17 protein-coding genes and 1 riboswitch are annotated in these 17816 nt (G+C 70.8%); of the genes, 11 read left to right on the top strand and 6 right to left on the bottom strand.

Annotated features, from left to right (window positions below; all coding sequences use genetic code 11):
- The 7 genes from ACFYVJ_RS07585 to ACFYVJ_RS07555 all read left to right on the top strand — a co-directional run bounded on the left by ACFYVJ_RS07585 (nucleotide 1) and on the right by ACFYVJ_RS07555 (nucleotide 7407).
- Nucleotides 1-1242: a cytochrome P450 gene (locus ACFYVJ_RS07585; RefSeq protein WP_388887498.1), complete on the top strand. Its 1242-nt coding sequence runs from the start codon at nucleotides 1-3 to the stop codon at nucleotides 1240-1242.
- Nucleotides 1243-1340: 98 nt separating this feature from the next.
- Nucleotides 1341-2396: a transglycosylase family protein gene (locus ACFYVJ_RS07580; protein ID WP_388887496.1), complete on the top strand. Its 1056-nt coding sequence runs from the start codon at nucleotides 1341-1343 to the stop codon at nucleotides 2394-2396.
- 161 nt (nucleotides 2397-2557) lie between these two features.
- Nucleotides 2558-2769: riboswitch (cyclic di-AMP (ydaO/yuaA leader) on the top strand.
- 76 nt (nucleotides 2770-2845) lie between these two features.
- Nucleotides 2846-3541 carry a transglycosylase family protein gene (locus tag ACFYVJ_RS07575; protein ID WP_388887494.1) on the top strand — a complete coding sequence of 232 codons (696 nt, stop codon included), beginning with the start codon at nucleotides 2846-2848 and terminating at the stop codon, nucleotides 3539-3541.
- Nucleotides 3542-3917: 376 nt separating this feature from the next.
- A complete protein-coding gene (gene eno / locus ACFYVJ_RS07570; RefSeq protein ID WP_047016128.1) occupies nucleotides 3918-5201 on the top strand; it encodes a phosphopyruvate hydratase in 1284 nt (427 codons plus the stop codon).
- Between the two features lie 110 nt (nucleotides 5202-5311).
- A complete protein-coding gene (locus tag ACFYVJ_RS07565) occupies nucleotides 5312-5779 on the top strand; it encodes a septum formation initiator family protein (RefSeq protein ID WP_388887492.1) in 468 nt (155 codons plus the stop codon).
- Nucleotides 5780-5947: 168 nt separating this feature from the next.
- The gene (locus tag ACFYVJ_RS07560) at nucleotides 5948-6484 is read left to right on the top strand and encodes a DUF501 domain-containing protein (protein ID WP_388887490.1); all 537 of its coding nucleotides are present in this window, start codon (nucleotides 5948-5950) and stop codon (nucleotides 6482-6484) included.
- Complete coding sequence (locus tag ACFYVJ_RS07555) at nucleotides 6481-7407, top strand: exopolyphosphatase (RefSeq protein ID WP_388887489.1); 927 nt, start codon at nucleotides 6481-6483, stop codon at nucleotides 7405-7407. The genes ACFYVJ_RS07560 and ACFYVJ_RS07555 overlap by 4 nt, the downstream gene beginning before the upstream one ends.
- Before the next feature lie 188 nt (nucleotides 7408-7595).
- Here the strand turns inward: ACFYVJ_RS07555 and ACFYVJ_RS07550 are convergent, their stop codons facing one another.
- Entirely contained in the window at nucleotides 7596-7988 is a 393-nt protein-coding gene (locus ACFYVJ_RS07550; protein WP_388887487.1) for an ATP-binding protein, read from the bottom strand.
- Nucleotides 7989-8147: 159 nt separating this feature from the next.
- Between ACFYVJ_RS07550 and ACFYVJ_RS07545 the strand changes: the two genes are divergently transcribed.
- The 4 genes from ACFYVJ_RS07545 to ACFYVJ_RS07530 all read left to right on the top strand — a co-directional run bounded on the left by ACFYVJ_RS07545 (nucleotide 8148) and on the right by ACFYVJ_RS07530 (nucleotide 12839).
- Nucleotides 8148-8942 (top strand): GntR family transcriptional regulator, encoded by a 795-nt coding sequence (locus ACFYVJ_RS07545; RefSeq protein WP_388887485.1) that lies wholly within the window; start codon nucleotides 8148-8150, stop codon nucleotides 8940-8942.
- Nucleotides 8939-9601, top strand: a complete 663-nt coding sequence (locus ACFYVJ_RS07540; protein ID WP_388887483.1) for a YdcF family protein — start codon at nucleotides 8939-8941, stop codon at nucleotides 9599-9601. Before ACFYVJ_RS07545 ends, ACFYVJ_RS07540 begins: the two co-directional genes overlap by 4 nt.
- A gap of 269 nt (nucleotides 9602-9870) precedes the next feature.
- The gene (locus tag ACFYVJ_RS07535) at nucleotides 9871-11367 is read left to right on the top strand and encodes an NAD(P)/FAD-dependent oxidoreductase (protein ID WP_388887481.1); all 1497 of its coding nucleotides are present in this window, start codon (nucleotides 9871-9873) and stop codon (nucleotides 11365-11367) included.
- 185 nt (nucleotides 11368-11552) lie between these two features.
- Nucleotides 11553-12839 (top strand): class I SAM-dependent methyltransferase, encoded by a 1287-nt coding sequence (locus ACFYVJ_RS07530; RefSeq protein WP_388887480.1) that lies wholly within the window; start codon nucleotides 11553-11555, stop codon nucleotides 12837-12839.
- Between the two features lie 246 nt (nucleotides 12840-13085).
- Here the strand turns inward: ACFYVJ_RS07530 and ACFYVJ_RS07525 are convergent, their stop codons facing one another.
- The 5 genes from ACFYVJ_RS07525 to ACFYVJ_RS07505 all read right to left on the bottom strand — a co-directional run bounded on the left by ACFYVJ_RS07525 (nucleotide 13086) and on the right by ACFYVJ_RS07505 (nucleotide 17598).
- On the bottom strand, nucleotides 13086-13754 hold the full coding sequence (locus ACFYVJ_RS07525) for a hypothetical protein (protein ID WP_388887478.1): 669 nt from the start codon (nucleotides 13752-13754) through the stop codon (nucleotides 13086-13088).
- Nucleotides 13747-14424, bottom strand: a complete 678-nt coding sequence (locus ACFYVJ_RS07520; protein ID WP_388887477.1) for a hypothetical protein — start codon at nucleotides 14422-14424, stop codon at nucleotides 13747-13749. The genes ACFYVJ_RS07525 and ACFYVJ_RS07520 overlap by 8 nt, the downstream gene beginning before the upstream one ends.
- A gap of 34 nt (nucleotides 14425-14458) precedes the next feature.
- Nucleotides 14459-15811 (bottom strand): hypothetical protein, encoded by a 1353-nt coding sequence (locus ACFYVJ_RS07515; protein WP_388887475.1) that lies wholly within the window; start codon nucleotides 15809-15811, stop codon nucleotides 14459-14461.
- A complete protein-coding gene (locus ACFYVJ_RS07510; RefSeq protein ID WP_388887473.1) occupies nucleotides 15808-16071 on the bottom strand; it encodes a hypothetical protein in 264 nt (87 codons plus the stop codon). The genes ACFYVJ_RS07515 and ACFYVJ_RS07510 overlap by 4 nt, the downstream gene beginning before the upstream one ends.
- 138 nt (nucleotides 16072-16209) lie before the next feature.
- Complete coding sequence (locus ACFYVJ_RS07505) at nucleotides 16210-17598, bottom strand: cystathionine beta-synthase (RefSeq protein WP_388887471.1); 1389 nt, start codon at nucleotides 17596-17598, stop codon at nucleotides 16210-16212.
- Nucleotides 17599-17816: the final 218 nt, after the last annotated feature.

Genomic DNA, 17816 nt, shown 5'->3' with positions numbered 1-17816 from the left:
GTGGCCGGCCCGCCCGCGGGCGACGGGCCCGAGCCCGCGCTCTTCAGTTGGGAGTTCGCCACCGACCCCTATCCGGCGTACGCCTGGCTGCGTACCCACGCGCCCGTCCACCGCACCACCGTGCCCAGCGGTGTCGACGCCTGGCTCGTCACCCGCTACGCCGACGCCCGCCAGGCACTCGCCGACCCCCGGCTGTCCAAGAACCCCGCGCACCACCACAGCGACAAGACCGGCATCCCCGGCGAGCGCAGCGCCGGCCTCATGACCCACCTGCTCAACATCGACCCGCCCGACCACACCCGGCTGCGCCGGCTGGTCTCCAAGGCGTTCACGCCCCGCCGCGTCGCCGCCTTCGCGCCCCGCGTGCAGGAGCTGACCGACCGCCTCATCGACGGCTTCGCGGACCGCGGCGAGGCCGACCTCATCCACGAGTTCGCCTTCCCGCTGCCGATCTACGCCATCTGCGACCTCCTCGGCGTCCCCGCGGAGGACCAGGACGACTTCCGCGACTGGGCCGCCGTGATGATCCACCACGGCAAGGGCCCGCGCGGCGGCGTCGCGCGCGCGGTGAAGAAGATGCGCGCCTACCTCGCCGAGCTGATCCACCGCAAGCGCGCGGCGCTCGGCGGCGGCGACGCCGCGGACGACGACCTGATCTCCGGCCTCATCCGCGCCTCGGACGAGGGCGAGAAGCTGACGGAGAACGAGGCCGCCGCCATGGCGTTCATCCTGCTGTTCGCCGGCTTCGAGACCACCGTCAACCTGATCGGAAACGGCACGTACACGCTCCTCACCCACCCCGCCGAGCGCGCTCGGCTGGCCGCGGATCCCGCGCTGCTGCCCTCCGCGGTGGAGGAACTGCTGCGCTACGACGGCCCGGTGGAGCTGGCGACCTGGCGGTTCGCGACCGAGCCGCTGGAACTCTGCGGGCAGCGCGTCGCCGCGGGCGACCCCGTGCTCGTCGTGCTGGCCGCCGCCGACCGCGACCCCGCGCGCTTCGCGGACCCCGACACCCTGGACCTGTCCCGGCGTGACAATCAGCACGTGGGCTACGGCCACGGCATCCACTACTGCCTCGGCGCCCCCCTCGCCCGGCTGGAGGCGCAGACCGCCCTGGGCACCTTGCTGCGCCGCCTTCCCGACCTGCGGCTGGCCGGCGAGACGTCCGAATTGCGGTGGCGCGGCGGGCTCATCATGCGGGGCCTGCGGACGCTGCCGGTGCGCTTCGGACCCTCTCTGTGATCTGCGCGTGACTATCAGGCGATCAACTTGTGATCGGAGGTAGTTCGGTATTAAGTTCGGCCACTGGCTCGAACACACAGGGAACGAAAGGCACTCGCATGCGCTCGGGTAACGGACGCCACCGACGTCCCCGCCAGGCCCCCGCGTTCGTCGTCGCGGCCGGTGCGACCGGGGCGGGTCTCGCCCTGCCGCTGCTGGGCGCGAGCGGCGCGAGCGCCGCCGACGCCGGCACGTGGGACCGGGTCGCCGAGTGCGAGAGCGGCGGGCTGTGGAGCGCCGACGAGGGCAACGGGTACTACGGCGGCCTGCAGTTGACGATGGACATGTGGCAGGAGTACGGCGGCGAGGAGTTCGCCTCGCAGCCCGACTTCGCCAGCCGCGCGCAGCAGATCACGGTCGCCGAGCGCATCCTCGCCGGCATGGGCGCCGACAAGGCGTGGCCGGAGTGCGCCCAGGACGCCGGGCTGCACGGCGACGACGAGGTGCCGGAGGTCGACCCGGGCGCCGAGCTGCCGCTGCTGCCCACCGCGCCGCCCACCCTCGCCCCGGGCCCGGGTGACGACTCCCAGGGCCAGGACGAGGACGGGCGTACGGACCGCGGGGACAAGCGCGACCGCAAGGGCGGCGGCGACGAGGACCGGAAGTCCGGCGGGGGCGCCGGCAAGCACCGCGGCAGCCAGGACCCGGGCGAGCGCGACGGCGGCCCCGGCGAGCGGACCGGCCGGGACGACGACACCTCCGCCGAGGGCTCCGGCCGGCACCGCGCCCCGGACGCCTCCGCGACCCCGACACCGTCCGAAGCCCCGTCCTCGCCCGGCGCCCCCGAGGCCCCGCGCGAGGCCGTCGAGACCCCCGGCGCCTCCCAGTCGCCCGACGAGGCCGAGCTGCCGGAGCCGGGCCGCGAGTGGGTCGCCGAGATCCCCGGCGACGCGGACAAGCGCGGCGGTGACCGCAAGGGCGACGCCTCGGGACGCGACGCCGCGGCGGGCGACGGCAGTTATACCGTCCGACCGGGTGACACCCTCTCGGAAATTGCCAGAGAGCATTCCCTGTCGGGCGGATGGTCCGAGTTGTACGACGGGAACAAGAACTCCCTCGGTAAGGACCCCGACACCATCAAGCCTGGTCAGGAACTCGAATTGAGCGGGAACTGAACAGTCGGCGGGTGAAGTCGGCGCGGATTAGTCATATTTGACGTAATCGGCTGACCGGGCTACCTGACGGACGTAAAACCTGGCGTGGCATTTTCCGAGGTCTTTGAATCGCACACGCCTATGTGCTTACCGTCACATTGCTCGCCACCGCGAGCCCCGGTGATCGCCTCACGCCGAATCCTGTCGGCGTTCACCCGGGCCACCTGTGCATGAAGCACCGCTGACAGGAGCGGGGGACCCACGGTAAGCGCCGCTCAGGTCCAACGAGAAGGCGGACCGGGCGGCTTGGGGTCAAGCCGCACGTATGACGTACGGCCGGGCACTCACAGCCCGCACCCGACAGCTCACCTCGCAGGCGTCGGTGAGAAAAGAGCATCATGCTTCTTCCTGCCGGAACGGGTAAGCACCGCCGCCCCGCCGCACAGGCACGCCTTGGCACACATTCCCGCATGGCCGTCCTCGTGGGCGCCACCGGAACCGCGATCGGCCTGCCGGTGCTCGGCGCCCAGCACGCGTTCGCGGCGCCCATCGATACGTGGGAACGGGTAGCCGCCTGCGAGTCCGGAGGAAATTGGGCGACGAATACGGGGAACGGCTATTTCGGCGGCGTCCAGTTCTCCCAGTCGAGCTGGGAAGCCGCCGGCGGCCGGAGCTTCGCCCCGCGCGCCGACCTGGCGTCGAAGCAGCAGCAGATCGCCGTCGCGGAGCGGCTGCTGTCCATGCAGGGCCCGGGGGCGTGGCCCAACTGCGGCCCACGCGCGGGCCTGGCCGCGGGCGGTCCGGCCGCCGGGCAGATCGTCCCACCGGCGCAGCAGGAGGCCCCGCAGCAGCGGCAGGAGCAACCGGAGACCCCACCGCGGACCCTGCCGCAGCCGGCCCCGCAGACGCAGGAGCAGGCGCCGCAGGAGGCCCCGCAGGAGGCTCCGCAGGGCACCGAGGCCCGCGGTGCCGCCGAGCAGACGCAGCCGGAGTCCCGCACGGTCTTCCGCGGCTTCTACTACGAGGTCCGCGAGGGCGACACCCTCGACGACATCGCCCGGCGGCACGGTGCGGAGAGCTGGCAGCAGTTGTACGAGGACAACAAGCCGGTCGTCGGCGCGAACCCGGACCTGATCCGGCCGGGCCAGAAGCTGAAGGTGAACTGAGTCCCGCGCGGGCGGGCCGCACCGGACCACGAACCGGCCGGCCCGCCCGCGCCCGGTGCACCGCCGCCTGCCGCCCCCGGTGCCGCCCGGCGCCGCCTGCCGCCGGGCACGCCGCCCGCGGTACGGCGCGGCCGTCCCGGCCCGTCCGGTGCGCGGGCCGGGACGACCACGCCGTACGCCACCCGCCCCCGTGGCTCCCGCTCCCGCGGCTCCCGCCGCCGTGGCTCCCGTCCCGCGCCGCTTCCCGTGGCCCGTCCCCGCTCCCGGCCCGAACCGTCTCGTACCGCGGAATGCGGCCGGGTGCGCGCCGGGGCCGTCACCCGGGGCGGCTAGGCTCAGGGCGGAACCCGTAGCGAATCCCTCCGAAGGAGACACCGTGCCGTCCATCGACGTCGTCGTAGCCCGAGAGATTCTCGACTCCCGCGGCAACCCCACGGTCGAGGTCGAGGTCGGCCTCGACGACGGCAGCACCGGCCGTGCTGCCGTTCCGTCCGGCGCCTCCACCGGCGCCTTCGAGGCCCTGGAGCTGCGCGACGGGGACAAGGCCCGCTACGGCGGGAAGGGCGTCGAGAAGGCGGTGCTCGCCGTCATCGAGCAGATCGGCCCCGAGCTCGTCGGCTACGACGCCACCGAGCAGCGCCTCATCGACCAGGCGATGTTCGACCTCGACGCCACCCCCGACAAGTCCTCCCTCGGCGCCAACGCCATCCTCGGCGTCTCGCTCGCCGTCGCGCACGCCGCCTCCGAGGCGTCCGACCTGCCGCTCTTCCGCTACCTCGGCGGCCCCAACGCGCACGTGCTGCCCGTGCCGATGATGAACATCCTCAACGGCGGCAGCCACGCGGACTCCAACGTGGACATCCAGGAGTTCATGATCGCGCCGATCGGCGCAGAGTCGTTCTCCGAGGCCGTACGCTGCGGCGCGGAGATCTACCACCAGCTCAAGGCCGTCCTCAAGGAGCGCGGCCTGTCCACCGGCCTCGGCGACGAGGGCGGCTTCGCGCCGAACCTCGACTCCAACCGGGACGCGCTGGACCTCATCATCGAGGCGATCCAGAAGGCCGGCTACACCGCGGGCCAGGACGTCGCCCTCGCGCTCGACGTGGCCGCCTCCGAGTTCTACAAGGACGGCGTGTACGTCTTCGAGGGCAAGGGCCGGTCCGCCGCCGAGATGACGGAGTACTACGAGCAGCTCGTCGCGGACTACCCGCTGGTGTCCATCGAGGACCCGCTGTTCGAGGACGACTGGGCCGGCTGGCACGTGCTGACCGAGCGCCTCGGCGACAAGGTGCAGATCGTCGGCGACGACCTCTTCGTCACCAACCCCGAGCGGCTGCAGCGCGGCATCGACGAGGGCTCCGCCAACGCGCTGCTGGTGAAGGTCAACCAGATCGGCTCGCTCACCGAGACCCTCGACGCCGTCGAGCTGGCCCAGCGCAACGGCTTCAAGTGCATGATGTCCCACCGCTCCGGCGAGACCGAGGACGTCACCATCGCCGACCTGGCCGTCGCCACGAACTGCGGCCAGATCAAGACCGGCGCCCCCGCCCGCTCCGAGCGGGTCGCCAAGTACAACCAGCTCCTGCGCATCGAGGAGATCCTCGACGACGCCGCCGAGTACGCGGGCCGCAGCGCCTTCCCGCGCTACAAGAACGGCTGAACGGACCGACCCGTACGACATCGGCGTCGGACGCCACCGGCCCCGGCCGCACCGCGTAAGGTGCGACCGGGGCCGACCACCGCTTGCCGCCCGGGGAGGACGCGACGCACATGGCCAGGGAGCGCTTCTCCACCACCACCCGGCTCAAGCTGCTCGGCGAGCAGGCCGTCAGCCGGGTCTCGGAGCGCGTCTACCGCGCGCGCCCGCCGCGGCGCAGCCGGCTGACAGGGCGGGCCGCGGTGCTCGCCCTCGTCGTCTGCTCGCTGGTGGTGGCGCTCGCGTACCCGCTGCGCCAGTACATCGCCCAGCGCGCCGAGGTCGCCGAGCTGGAGCGGGAGAAGGCGCAGGCCGAGCAGCGGGTGGAGGAGCTGCGGGACGAGAAGTCCCGCTGGCACGACCCGGAGTACGTGCGCCGGCAGGCCCGCGAGCACCTGCACTACGTCCTGCCCGGCGAGACCGGCTACCTGATGCGCGACGGCACCGGCTCCGCCGGCTCCGGCGAGGAGGGCGAGGCGGTGGACAGGCCGTGGTACGAGAACCTGTGGGACGGCCTGGACGCCGCGGACGGCCGGCGCTGAGGCGCGTCACGTACGCGAACGCCGCCCGCCGCGCGGGACACCTGCCGCCGGAACGCCCGCCGCCCGCCTCCGCAACGCCCGCCTCCGCAACGCCCGCCGCCGGAACGCATGACGCCTGACGCCCGCCGCCTGCCGCCGGAAGCCGACCGCCCGGCTGAACGAGGAGAGATGGACAAGCCCCCGCCGCCCACCGAGCACACCCCCGCCACCGCGGCCGACGCCGCCGCCGTGGCCGCGCAGTTGGGCCGCGCCCCGCGCGGCCTGCGCGCCGTGGCGCACCGCTGCCCGTGCGGCAACCCGGACGTCGTGGAGACGTCGCCGAAGCTGCCCGACGGCACGCCGTTCCCGACGCTGTACTACCTGACGTGCCCGCGCGCGAACTCCGCGATCGGTACGCTGGAGGCGGACGGCGTGATGAAGGAGATGACGGCCAGGCTGGCGTCGGACCCGGAGCTGGCGGCGGCGTACCGCGCGGCCCACGAGGACTACCTCACCCGCCGCGACGCGATCGCCGAGCTGGCAGGATTCCCGAGCGCGGGCGGGATGCCGGACCGGGTGAAGTGCCTGCACGTGCTGGTCGCGCACGCGCTGGCGGCCGGGCCCGGGGTGAACCCGCTGGGGGACGAGGCGCTGGCGATGCTGCCGGAGTGGTGGGCCAAGGGCCCGTGCGTGACGCCCGAGGAATCCGGGGAGGATGGGGCATGACCCGAGTGGCTGCCGTGGACTGCGGTACGAATTCGATCCGCCTGCTGGTCGCGGACGTCGACACGCGGTCCGGCGAAGTGAAGGACCTGGACCGCCGGATGGAGATCGTCCGGCTGGGCCAGGGCGTGGACCGTACGGGCCGGCTGGCGCCCGAGGCGCTGGAGCGGACCTTCGCGGCCTGCCGCAGGTACGCGGAGATCATCGAGCGGCTGGGCGCGGTCCGTACCCGCTTCGTCGCCACCTCCGCCTCACGCGACGCGGAGAACCGGGCGGACTTCGCCCGGGGCGTGGAGGAGATCCTCGGCGTCCGCCCGGAGGTCATCACCGGCGACGAGGAGGCCGCGCTGGCCTTCACGGGCGCGACGAAGGAGCTGTCGGGACGGGTGCCGGGGCCGTACCTGGTGGTCGACATCGGCGGCGGCTCGACGGAGTTCGTCTCCGGCACGGACGAGGTGGCGGCGGCTCGCTCCGTCGACATCGGCTGCGTCCGCCTCACCGAGCGCCACCACTTCGCCGACCCTCCGGCGCCGGCGCAGATCGAGGCGGCGAAGGCCGACATCGCCGCGGCCCTGGACACGGCGGAAGCCGCGGTCCCGCTCCGCGACACCGCCACCCTGGTCGGCCTGGCCGGCTCGGTGACCACGGTCGCGGGCATCGCCATGGACCTCCCCGCCTACGACACGATGGCCCTGCACCACGCCCGCGTCCCGGTGGCCCGCATCCGCGACATCACGGACTCCCTGCTCAAGGCCACCCACGAGGAACGAGCCGCGATCCCGGTCATGCACCCGGGCCGCGTCGACGTGATCGCGGCGGGGGCCCTGGTCCTGCTGTCGGTCATGGAGCGCACGGGCGCCCCCGAGGTGATCGTCAGCGAACACGACATCCTGGACGGGATCGCCTGGCAGCTTGCCGGCGAATAGATCGTGGGCGCCGACCGGGGGGCCTACTCCCCGTCCCCGGCCTCCCTCGCCACATGTACGAAATCTGTAGCGCCCCGTTGATCTGTTCCGACGGCGCACGCGATTCGCTCGGGTGTCGTGTCGAGGACGCGAGGTGTGAGCACCTCCTGAGCCTGTGAAAGCGCGTTGGCCATGACGATGCCGCCCCGCTAACACGTTGCCTCTGCCGGCTGCCTGATCTTGAACTCGGCCCATACGACCTTGCCGGGGCCGGTGCGGTCGGCCACTCCCCAGTCGTCCGCGAACGCCGAAACGAGCAGCAGCCCTCGGCCGCGGTCATCGGTGTCCGCGGGCGCGCATAGATGCGGGGTGTCTGTGCTGGCGTCATGGACCTCGATGCGTAATACGTTGTCGCTGCACGTGATGCGAACGAGGAAGCGGCGGCCGACGGGGGTGTGCTGTAAGGCGTTCGTGACCAGTTCGGAGGTGCACACGCGGATGTCGTCGGCCTGCTCGGGAGTGCATGCCTCGATGCAGTCCGCAACGAATTCACGTGCCCGGCCGACGGCCGCGGCGCTGCGGGTGAACGAGTGCGATTTCACGTGAAGTCACATCCCTCGGACGTGGGCGCACCGGCGGCCGCCCGATACTTGCTGTCCTGGGACTGCAAGTCGATTGGGCAAGACTATGGCATGCAGTCCTAGGACAGTCAACAGTCCTGGGACTGTGGTTCACTGGTCGCTAGGTGAGAGGAGTGGTGCATGGCGCCCAAGTGGCGGGAGCTTGCGGACCGGCTGGCCCAACAGATCAGAAGCGGCGAGTACGCGCCCGGTGACCAGTTGCCGCAAATCAGGGATCTCGTGGGGGCGGGGGAAGGCTCGAAGTCCACGGTCCACGCGGCCTACAAGGCGTTGGAAGCCGAAGGGCTGGTCACGTCGTCGCGCGGACACGGCACCATCGTCCGCGAGCGGGTCCCGCTCAAGCGGCTCGGCATCGCTCGATACGACAAGACCAAGTGGCGTGACGGCGATGAGGTGGCGTTCATCGCGGACCGTGTGGCGTCCGGACGCACGTACAAGCGGAACGAACAGACTCAGACCATCAGCCGCGTGCCTGCGCCGGCCGCCGTAGCCCAGGCACACGGCCTGCCCGAAGGTGCGGAGGTCTACGCCCGTGCGCGCGTGGTCAAGGAAGGCTCACAGCCCACGCACACCCTGACCAGCTACTACCGTCCCGAGCATGTGGAAGGGACGCGCATCGTCGACCCGGAGCCGGGTCCCGCAGGCCGGGGCGGCGGCTTCCGTGCCCTGTATGACGCCGGATACGAGATCGACCACATGCGGGAAACGCTGTTCGCGCGCCTCCCCACGGCGGACGAAGTGCAGCTCCTTCAGCTCGCACCGGGCGAGTGGGTGGTGGAGCTGCACCGGACGACCCGCACGGCTGACGGCACCGTGGTGGAGTTCGCGATCGGTGTTCACGCGGCGACGCGTTTTTCCTGGACCTATGACTTCAAGGTTCCCGACTCGGCCACATCGGAGGGTGAGAGCAGGTGATCTCAGTGCTGGCTTGGAGGGATGCCCAACGGCTCTGGGACTTCCAGCAGATGGGCCACGAGCCGCGCCCGTGCTCTGTGGCGATCGGGCTCGGCAGCCACGACCTCGGAGTCGCGGACACGACCGCCGATCTCTACCATCGGGGCCTGATGCCGCTGATCGTCTTCACCGGGGCGACCGGCCGCACCACACGCGACCGGATGCCGCGTGGGGAGGCCGAGCACTACCGCGAGCGGGCGGTGGAGCTGGGGGTGCCGGCCGGTGCGATCCTCGTCGAGCCGCGCGCCCGGAACACGGCGGAGAACATCCGCTTCTCCCGCGCGCTGCTCGAAGAGCAGAGGGTCCCGGTGTCGTCCGTCCTGCTGGTCAGCAAGCCGTACGAGGAACGCCGGGCCTACGCGACAGCACGCAAGGTGTGGCCCGAAGCCGAGTGGGTCAGCACGTCCACACCCATGACGCTCCCCGGTTACGTCGACTCCATCGGGGATGCACGCCTGGTGCTCGACATGCTGGTCGGGGCGCAGCAGCGGCTCAGGGTCTACCCGCGGCGCGGGTTCATGGTCGAGCAGCCCGTTCCGGGTGACGTGGCCGCGGCGTACGAGCGCCTGCGCGAGGCCGGTTTCACGGGGCGGCTCGTGCCGGACGAATCAAGTTCGTGAAGTTATTCACATGCTTCCGGCGCGGATTCGGCCCTCTGGCTCGGATCGTGGACTCCGCGGCCCCCTGCGGCGTGTGACAGGCGCTTTGCGTCAGAGTGACATCTGCGCGTCGCGGGCTCGAAATCCCAGCTCAAGGGCCTGTTGCCGAAAACCATCCCGCTGGCCGTGACGAGCGCGCAAGGTGTGGCGGCGCAGTGTAGCACCATGGGGGGTGGAGCTTGTGAACCCCCTCACGAGCACCCCTCTGGTACCGGGGGGATACTCGAATCATGAGCACTACGGAGCGTCCCAGGATCCTCGTAGTAGGCGGCGGTTACGTCGGCCTTTACGCGGCGCGCCGCATCCTGAAGAAGATGCGGTACGCCGAGGCGTCGGTCACGGTCGTCGACCCGCGCTCGTACATGACGTACCAGCCCTTCCTCCCGGAGGCGGCCGCCGGCAGCATCTCCCCCCGGCACGTCGTGGTGCCGCTGCGCCAGGTCCTTCCCGGCGCCGAGGTGCTCACCGGCCGGGTCACCTCCATCGACCAGGACCGCAAGGTCGCGGTCGTCGCACCCATCGTCGGCACTCCTTACGAGGTGCCGTTCGACCTCCTGATCGTCGCCCTCGGCGCCGTCTCCCGCACCTTCCCGATCCCCGGTCTCGCCGAGAACGGCATCGGCATGAAGGGCGTCGAGGAGGCCATCGGGCTCCGCAACCACGTGCTGGAGCAGCTCGACAAGGCGGAGTCCACCAACGACGCCGACACCAGGCGCAAGGCGCTCACCTTCGTCTTCGTCGGCGGCGGCTTCGCCGGCGCCGAGACCATCGGCGAGATCGAGGACCTGGCGCGTGACGCCGCCAAGTACTACCCCTCGATCAAGCGCGAGGACATGCGCTTCATCCTCGTCGACGCCGCCGACAAGATCCTCCCGGAGGTCGGTCCCGCGCTCGGCAAGTGGGGTCTGAAGCACCTCCAGCAGCGCGGCATCGAGGTCTATCTCGACACCTCCCTGGAGTCGTGCGTCGACGGCCGCGTCGTGCTCAAGAACGGCCTGGAGGTCGACTCCCACACCATCGTGTGGACCGCGGGCGTCAAGCCGCACCCGGTGCTGAAGGAGTACGGCCTGCCGCTCGGCCCCAAGGGGCACGTCGACACCGCCGCCACCCTCCAGGTCCGGGGCACCGACTACATCTGGGCCGCCGGCGACAACGCCCAGATCCCCGACCTCGCCGCCCGCGCGGCCGGTGCCGAGAACGCCTGGTGCCCGCCGAACGCCCAGCACGCCCTGCGGCAGGCCAAGCTCCTCGGCGACAACGTCGTGGCGGAGCTGCGCGGCTTCCCGCAGCGCCAGTACCGGCACAAGAACAAGGGCGCCGTCGCCGGACTCGGGCTGCACAAGGGCGTCGCGATGATCAACGTGCTCGGCCGGTCCCTGAAGTTCAAGGGCCGCCTCGCCTGGTACATGCACCGCGGCTACCACGGCCTCGCCGTGCCCACCTGGAACCGCAAGATCCGGGTCTTCATGGACTGGACGCTCGGCGTCTTCCTCAAGCGCGAGGTCGTCTCGCTGGGTGCCATGGAGTCGCCGCGGGACGAGTTCTACGAGGCCGCCGCGCCGGTCACCGCCGCCGCCCGGGCCCAGCACGACCAGTCCGTACGCGACGGAGAGGCGACGCGGGAGCAGCAGCAGGCCCGCGGCGCCGCCGGCCTGCCGCCCGCCGAGGACGGCGGCGACGAGCGCAGCCGCGAGGAGCGCAGCCGCGAGGCGGCCCGCGCCTCCTGACCTCCCCGGTACCCGACGGTCAGGCGCCCACCCGGTCCGCCGGGCAGGCGCCTGACTGCTCTTTTCGGCTGGTACCCGCGCCCCGGCGGGCAACGGGACTTCGCCGGGTGGGTCTTGGTGTTTACGTGTAGTCCAGCAACGGCGGACACCACGTCGACCACCTGCCCATCTCACGGAGGTGCGCCATGCCCCACGGAGCCGCGCCCCGGCTCGCCGCCCTCGCGGAAGAGCTGCTCGGAGGCCCGCTGCCGATCCGTATCCGCGCCTGGGACGGCTCCGAAGCCGGTCCCGACGCCGCCCCCGTCCTCGTCGTACGCCACCGCAGAGCACTGCGCCGCATCCTGTGGCGCCCCGGCGAACTCGGCCTCGCCCGCGCCTGGGTCGCCGGCGAGATCGACGTCGAAGGCGACCTCTACTCCGCCCTCGACCGGCTCGCGGGACTCCTCTGGGAACGCGGCCCCGACGCCCCCCGCCCCCGCCCCGCCCGCCTCGCCGCCGCCGCCCGCGGCGCCCTCGCCCTCGCCCGGCCGCTGCCCCCGCCCCCGCCGCCGCCCGAGGAGGTGCGCCGGCACAAGGTCCGCGGCGCCCTGCACACCCTGCGCAGCGACAAGGCCGCCGTCAGCCACCACTACGACGTCGGCAACGACTTCTACTCCCTCGTCCTCGGCCCGTCCATGGTCTACTCCTGCGCCTACTGGCACGAGGACGGCACCCTGGAGGACGCCCAGGCCGCCAAGCTCGACCTCGTCTGCCGCAAGCTCGGCCTCAGGGAGGGCGACCGGCTGCTCGACGTCGGCTGCGGCTGGGGCTCGATGGTGCTGCACGCGGCGCGCGAGTACGGCGTACGCGCCGTCGGCATCACGCTCTCCGGCGAGCAGGCCGCGTATGCCCGCAAGCGGGTGGCCGACGCGGGCCTCGGCGACCGCATCGAGATCCGGGTACAGGACTACCGCGAGACGGCCGACGGCCCGTACGACGCGATCTCCTCCATCGGCATGGCCGAGCACGTCGGCTCCCAGCGCTACGGCGACTACGCCCGCGGCCTCCACCGGCTGCTCCGCCCCGGCGGCCGGCTGCTCAACCACCAGATCGCGCGCCGCCCGCTGGCGGACGAAGAGGACTACGCCATCGACGAGTTCATCGACGCGTACGTCTTCCCCGACGGGGAGCTGTCGCCGCTCAGCACGACGGTGGACGAGCTGGAGCGCGCGGGCTTCGAGGTGCGCGACACCCAGGCGCTGCGCGAGCACTACGCGCTGACGCTGCGCCGCTGGGTGGCGAACCTGGAGTCCCGCTGGGCTCAGGCCGTGGCCCTGACCTCGCCGGGGCGGGCGCGGGTGTGGCGCCTGTACATGGCGGCGTCGGCGCTGTCCTTCGAGCACAACCGGATCGGCGTGAACCAGGTCCTGGCGGTACGGACCCCGGCGTCGGGCGACTCGGGGGTACCGCTGCGGCAGCCGCGGTGGCGCTGAGGCGCTGTCCGGGGCGGGCGGACCGGGTGATTCCGCAAACGGTACGAGGGCGTCACGCCGGCGCAGCACGGGGTTAACACGGGTCCTGCATCGTTGAGGACGTCGGCAAGGAACCCTCCGGAGCGGCTCCCGGACCTCCTGGTCGCCGGACGCGGGGCACGGCCTGACCGGCCCGCGCGTCCCCACGCGGGGACCGCCGTCGTCCCGCCCCTTGGTGCACGCACCGGGGGTGCGGCGGTCCCCGCGTCACACATGTGTGCGCAGGTGGACCAGCGGGTCGTCGAAGCTGACGTGCTCGGCGACGTCGTGCAGCATCGCGCGGTAGTGGGCACGGCGGTGCGGCGCGGGAGTGGTGAGGGTGAGCACGGCGAGCCGACTGCCGTCGGGGTGGGGCAGATAGGCATGAACCTGCAACAGCCGCTCGACTCCGAGCCCGAGATCGGGCGCGACGGTCCTCCCCACCTCGCCGAGGGCGGCGGGCCCGCAGGGGAGGTCGAGAACCTCGATACGGTCGTGACCTGCGGCGACGGCACGAGCGGCGGTGAGGTGCCGGGGAGCACGACTGATCTCCTGCCACCGAAAGGTGAAGAACGAGGTGAGCAACCGCCCGTCACCGTCGTCGTCGCGATGGAGCCCCAGCGAACAATGCACGACGCCTTCTTCCCGAAGGGCGAGCATCATCCGCTGAGCCCCGGCTAACTGCCCGATGACCTGCTCCCGAACGATCCCGTCGGGAACCCCGGCGAGAACCCCGTCTACCACCTCCCGCAGCCGCGAGGCACCGGGGCTGCCGACGGGGGAGGTGAGGACATCGAGCGGCAGTGTGGTGAACCCGGCGGGCAACGCGAACCACGCGTCACGGTCGGGCGCGGCGGCGGAGTCGCTGAGGATGTAGGTGTTCTGGTCTTCAGCCACGAGGGCCTCGCCAACCAATGGCTTGCCGTGCGTGAGCGAGATCCTCAGGGGAAGCCCGCCACGAGTTCACGTCGATGGGTGCCGTTTGCTTCGTCTCTCCGACCTGGACGATTAGGTGCATGCGTTTTGGTGCTGGGGTTTCAGGGGCGCTTCCGGGTTTGGTGACGGCGATGACGCCGAAGAAGCGCGGATCGCCGACGAACCAGATGGGCTTCAACTGAGCCTTCAGCTCAGGCTTGGCGCGGGGCCCCATCCTTCTGGTCCACCATGTGGGCAGGTCACGCAGGTGTTGGTACATCAGGAAAGTTTCCCCCGGCTGCGCGGGGTGGGGGATTGTGAGGCAGAGCTTCGTTGGCGTCCCTCCGGGGAGGGTGGGGAAACTGTATGGGATATCATCGAGAATCCAGGGATAGGCCCGAAGGACTCTGCGGATTCGGACATTGGCGAGGATTCGAGCAGGCTGAATTTTGGCGCGATACGCACCGTAGCCCATGAGAATGATGATGAAGATGCTGAGTGCGAGCGAGTAGAACGCGAGGAGAAGGATCAGCAAGCACCAAGGGCTCAGGAACCAACCGATGAAGGCAAGGGCGCTGATCGTCATCTGCCTTGCCCAGGCGCGCCGGGTCGGCGGGTGTTCCCATGCTGTGGCGTAGTTGGCCGGATGCACGTTAAACCTCCTTGAGGCATGGTCGGGAGGTGTGTCAGGGGAAGACGCGAGGGATGACATTAATGAGATCCCCACTGCTGACTCCGGCAATCTCAAGGCCACCGAAAATGGTTCCAGAATTGCTGACGCCTTCGTTGTCGAGGGCGTCCACCTTGGTGCCGAGCAGGTTGATTCCTCCGGAGGCCACCCCGATGGAAGCCGCGGTTACCTCTATGGCTTTGGGTGCTGAAGGTGGCATCCTTGTACTGTGGACAATCCAGGCCACCGTCGGGTTGTCCAGTGCACTGATAGCTCGCGCTTCTGTTATTACGTGGCTGCCTACGGTGCCAATTCTCTGGCCCAGTGACAGAGCCGCGGATCCTGTCCGAATAGCGCCCGCACCGAGTTTGATTCCTTGGCCTACCGCAGCCAGGCCGGGCACCATGCCAAGAGCGTCGGCACCCACGCCTGTCAGGTTGGAGAAGAAGTCCGCGTCGAATTCGCCCTTCGTGATGCCGTTCCACAGCGATGCCCGCACTTCCGGATCTGAGAACCGCATTGCCAGCGCGCCCGCGCTGAGCCCTGCCGCTACCAGCAGCAGCACCGCCGTTGCCGTGCCGCCCGTGACGATCGTCAGCGCGGCCAGGGCCACCACGCCTGCCGCGATGCTGAGGATGTCCGGGAGGTTCTCCTTTACCCAGGCCGCTGCCTTTGCGAAGAAGCCCGGTTCCTGGGGGGCCAGTTTGTCCGTGGCGTCGCGGATCCTTGCCGCGCGGTCGCTGGCCTTGTTCTCGTGTTCCCAGGCGAGGTTGCGGGCGCTGGACAGGATGCGTTCGAGGTCCGCCTGGGCTTCGGCCACCACCGCGTTGAGGCGGCGCATCGTCGCCTTCGCCTCGTCCTCGTCGTCGGACTTCCCTCCGCCGCTGGCGCCCCGCTTGGCGGCGTCGGCGTTGGATTCCGCGTCGCCGAGGGCCTTGCGCGCTTCGCGGGCCTTGTCGTTGAGGCGGTTGGCGCGGTGCTGGAATTCGCCGAGGTCGGATTCCCAGCCGTCGAGTTGCTTGGCGGCCTTTCTGATGGAGTGCGCGGCGTTCTTGAGGTTCAGGGGGAGCGGGCCGTCTTCCAGTTGGTCCCGGAAGGCGGTGGCCGCGTCGCCCTTCCAATAGCTGCCGTCCATCAGCTTGGTGATCATGTCGCGGGTCTCTTCGAGCACGTCCGCGCACTTGATGAGCTTGGCGCGCAGCGCGTGGACGGTGTCCGTGCTGCCCGGTGCCGGGTTGAAGCCCAGGGACGGATACGTGTCCGGGACCGTGCCCGGCTGGAGTCCCTGGGGCTGGGTCATGGGTAAGTCAGAGAACATGCCGCGGGGTCGCTGGGCGCCGTCTAAGCCGGGAATGTCGCCGTTCGTCATGTGCCGCCTCCCTGGGACGCCTTCGTCAGGTTCTCCTCCAGGGCCTTGTCTACCTCGGCGTAGCTCTCCTTGCTGTCCCCCACGATCTCCGCCAGTTCCTCGACCTGTTCCCCGATCTGGCCCGTGCCGTACTTCCAGTCGTCCTGGAAGTCCTCGCACGCGTCGTCGAGGTTGTCCGTGCCGAGTCCGCTGATGGTGGAGTCGCGCAGCGCCTTGTGGACCCCTTCGAGTGACTGCACCGAGCGCTTCAGCAACCGCATGAAGCGCTCTAACTCGTCACCGTCGACTGCGAGTCGGTCCGCCAATCTGTCCCTCCGCACGTGTCGTCACCGGGATACGCACGCATCGTAGCGGTGCGTGGTGACACGTGTTCGAAGAGTGTGGACAACGTGGCGACTTCACGCCGTGCCGGCGCCCTTCGCCAGGTACGCCAGCAGGTCCGTGCGCGACACCACGCCCGTCGGCTTGCCCTCCACCAGCACCACCGCCGCGTCCGCGCGCTCCAGGACCGCGACCAGGTCCGCCACCGGCTCGCCCGAGCCGACCTGCGGGAGCGGGGGGCACATGTGCTGTTCCAGGGGGTGGTCGAGTTCGGCCTTGCGGGTGAACAGGGCGTCCAGCAGCTCCCGTTCCACGATCGAGCCGACGACCTCCGCCGCCATCACGTCCGGATGGCCTGCCCCGGGCTTGACGACCGGCATCTGCGAGACGCCGTACTCGCGCAGCACCTCGATCGCCTCGCCCACCGTCTCCTCCGGGTGCATGTGCACCAGCGACGGCATGCTGCCCTCCTTGTCGCGCAGCACGTCGGCGACGCTCGCGGCGCCGGCCTCCTCCATGAAGCCGTAGTCCGCCATCCAGTCGTCGTTGAAGATCTTCGACAGGTAGCCGCGGCCGCTGTCCGGGAGCAGGACGACGACCACGCCGTCCTCGTCCAGCCGCTCCGCCACCCGCAGCGCGGCGACCACCGCCATCCCGCAGGAGCCGCCGACGAGCAGGCCCTCCTCGCGGGCCAGCCGGCGGGTCATGCGGAAGGAGTCCTTGTCGGAGACCGCGACGATCTCGTCGGCCACCCCGCGGTCGTACGCGTCCGGCCAGAAGTCCTCGCCGACGCCCTCGACCAGGTACGGGCGGCCCGAGCCGCCGGAGTACACCGAGCCCTCGGGGTCCGCGCCGACGATCTGCACGGCGCCGCCGGAGGCTTCCTTCAGATACCGGCCGGTGCCCGAGATCGTGCCGCCGGTGCCGATGCCCGTGACGAAGTGGGTGATGCGGCCGTCGGTCTGCGTCCACAGCTCGGGGCCCGTGGAGTGGTAGTGGGACGCCGGGTTGTCCGGGTTGCTGTACTGGTCGGGCTTCCAGGCGCCGGGGGTCTCGCGGACCAGGCGGTCGGAGACGTTGTAGTACGAGTCGGGGTGCTCGGGGTCGACGGCGGTCGGGCAGACGACGACCTCCGCGCCGTACGCCCGCAGCACGTTGATCTTGTCGGTGGACACCTTGTCAGGGCAGACGAAGATGCACTTGTAGCCCTTCTGCTGGGCCACCATCGCCAGCCCCACCCCGGTGTTCCCCGACGTCGGCTCGACGATCGTGCCGCCCGGCCGCAGTGCCCCCGAGCGCTCGGCGGCCTCGATCATGCGCAGCGCGATGCGGTCCTTCACCGAGCCGCCGGGGTTGAAGTACTCGACCTTCGCCAGCACCGTCGCCCGGATGCCCTGGGTCACGCGGCCCAGCCTGACCAGGGGCGTGTTGCCCACCAGGTCGGTGATCGACTCGTGATACTGCACCGCTCACTCCAGGGTCCGTGGCTCTCGGGGCGAGCCCAGCGTACGGCTTCCGCCGCGGGTGATTGAGCCGGGCACAAGGCCGGGCAACAAAGTGTTAGCACGCGCGTAGACCGCGCCGGACGGCGGGTGCCCGCGCGCCGTCTCTGCCCCCGAGGGGGAGACGGCGTAGGACAGAGAAGGTGAAGGGGAGGGACTGACGACGGACAGCGGCAGGCACA

The organism is Streptomyces sp. NPDC004134, assembly GCF_042874195.1.
GTDB lineage: Bacteria > Actinomycetota > Actinomycetes > Streptomycetales > Streptomycetaceae > Streptomyces.
The sequence above is the reverse complement of the archived record's forward strand: the minus strand, read 5'-3'. Positions and strand labels throughout refer to the sequence as shown.

Bases quoted from the DNA above. Each gene is read 5' to 3' on its own strand.
- ACFYVJ_RS07580 (WP_388887496.1), top strand. From the start codon at position 1,341: ATGCGCTCGGGTAACGGACGCCACCGACGTCCCCGCCAGGCCCCCGCG.
- ACFYVJ_RS07575 (WP_388887494.1), top strand. From the start codon at position 2,846: ATGGCCGTCCTCGTGGGCGCCACCGGAACCGCGATCGGCCTGCCGGTG.
- ACFYVJ_RS07565 (WP_388887492.1), top strand. From the start codon at position 5,312: ATGGCCAGGGAGCGCTTCTCCACCACCACCCGGCTCAAGCTGCTCGGC.
- ACFYVJ_RS07560 (WP_388887490.1), top strand. From the start codon at position 5,948: ATGGACAAGCCCCCGCCGCCCACCGAGCACACCCCCGCCACCGCGGCC.
- ACFYVJ_RS07555 (WP_388887489.1), top strand. From the start codon at position 6,481: ATGACCCGAGTGGCTGCCGTGGACTGCGGTACGAATTCGATCCGCCTG.
- ACFYVJ_RS07545 (WP_388887485.1), top strand. From the start codon at position 8,148: ATGGCGCCCAAGTGGCGGGAGCTTGCGGACCGGCTGGCCCAACAGATC.
- ACFYVJ_RS07535 (WP_388887481.1), top strand. From the start codon at position 9,871: ATGAGCACTACGGAGCGTCCCAGGATCCTCGTAGTAGGCGGCGGTTAC.
- ACFYVJ_RS07530 (WP_388887480.1), top strand. From the start codon at position 11,553: ATGCCCCACGGAGCCGCGCCCCGGCTCGCCGCCCTCGCGGAAGAGCTG.
- ACFYVJ_RS07515 (WP_388887475.1), bottom strand. From the start codon at position 15,811: ATGACGAACGGCGACATTCCCGGCTTAGACGGCGCCCAGCGACCCCGC.
- ACFYVJ_RS07510 (WP_388887473.1), bottom strand. From the start codon at position 16,071: ATGCGGTTGCTGAAGCGCTCGGTGCAGTCACTCGAAGGGGTCCACAAG.